The organism is Nocardia sp. NPDC060220, from assembly GCF_042727815.1.
Lineage (GTDB): Bacteria > Actinomycetota > Actinomycetes > Mycobacteriales > Mycobacteriaceae > Nocardia.
Map to the genome: position 1 here is coordinate 1 of NZ_JBHWZY010001315.1, position 1,248 is coordinate 1,248.

Consider the following 1,248-nt stretch of genomic DNA (forward strand, 5'->3'; position numbering starts at 1 on the left):
CTGCGAGGATTCGCCCGACCCCGGCTCCGCCGAAGCGAGCTGCGACGGATCGCCGGACCTTTGCGGCTCGCTCTGGCTCATATCAGACGCCTGCTTCCTCGGATTCGGCCTTGCGGCGCAGGTTCTCCGCCACCTCGGCCTCCCACGCCTGATTCGCCTTGGTCGTATCGACCTCGAACTCGAAGCGCTGGGTCATTTTCTCGGTCACCTCGGCGACGTCGACGTAGAACTGCTCGTACCAGCGACGCAGCTGGTAGACCGGCCCGTCTTCCTCGCAGAGCAGCGGGTTCTCGACCTTGGACTTGTGCTTCCAGATCTCCACGTCCTGCAGGAAGCCGTCGCCGAAGAACTTGGCCATCGTGTCGGCCAGTTTCTTCGCGGCCTCGTCGGGCAGGCCCTTGGGCTTCTCGACCGACAGACCCCACTGCAGCACGAACGAATCCTGGTCGACCGGGTAGTGGCAGTTGATCAGCTGAACCTTGATCTCGTACCCGCTGTAGATGTTCACCAGCGGATTGATCATGTAGGACGGCCCGAAGTAGGACGCCTCCGACTTCAGCAGCGTGTCACCGCCGTGCTTGGCGGCCATACCGACGTCGGGGCGGCCCTTGGTCTCCAGGAACTGCGTCGCCACATGCCCTTCGAAGACGTTCTTGAAGAACGTCGGGAAGGCGTAGTGGATGTAGAAGAAGTGCGCCATGTCCACGACGTTGTCGATGATCTCGCGGCAGTTGGCGCCCTGGATCAGCAACGAGTCCCAGGTCCAGTCGGTCCAGCCGCTGTTGTGGGCCTCGGTCGGATTGCCCTGTTCGTCGGTGTAGGGACCCTCGATGTACGGGATCGTGACCTCGGCGGGCGGTTCGTTGCCCTCGTGATCGTGCCAGACGTACAGCTGACCGTTGCGCTCGAGCGTGGTCCACTTCCGGGTGCGGGCCAGCGGCGGAACGCGGCGCGCGTACGGAATCGCGGTGCACTTTCCGCTGGCACCCCAGCGCCAGTCGTGGAACGGGCAGGCGATGTCGTCGCCCTTCACCGTTCCCATGCTCAGGTCGCCGCCCATATGCCTGCAGTAGGCGTCGAGCACGCGGATCTGGTCGTCGGTATCGGTCCACACGACGAGCTTGGTACCGAAGACCTCGACCGCGTGCGGTTTACCGTCGCGGAACGTCGACGCGAGGCCGACACAGTGCCAGCCACGCGCGAACCTCGTCGGCGGTGCACCGACATCGAGTTCCCTCACCTTGGGGT

At 64.2% G+C, this 1,248-nt stretch carries 1 protein-coding gene; it reads right to left on the reverse strand.

Translation table 11 applies throughout. The annotated features are described in order from the left end of the window. Window positions 1-82: 82 nt before the first annotated feature. Entirely contained in the window at window positions 83-1,240 is a 1,158-nt protein-coding gene (locus ACFWF3_RS36360) for a Rieske 2Fe-2S domain-containing protein (protein ID WP_379318728.1), read from the reverse strand. Between the last annotated feature and the right edge of the window lie 8 nt (window positions 1,241-1,248).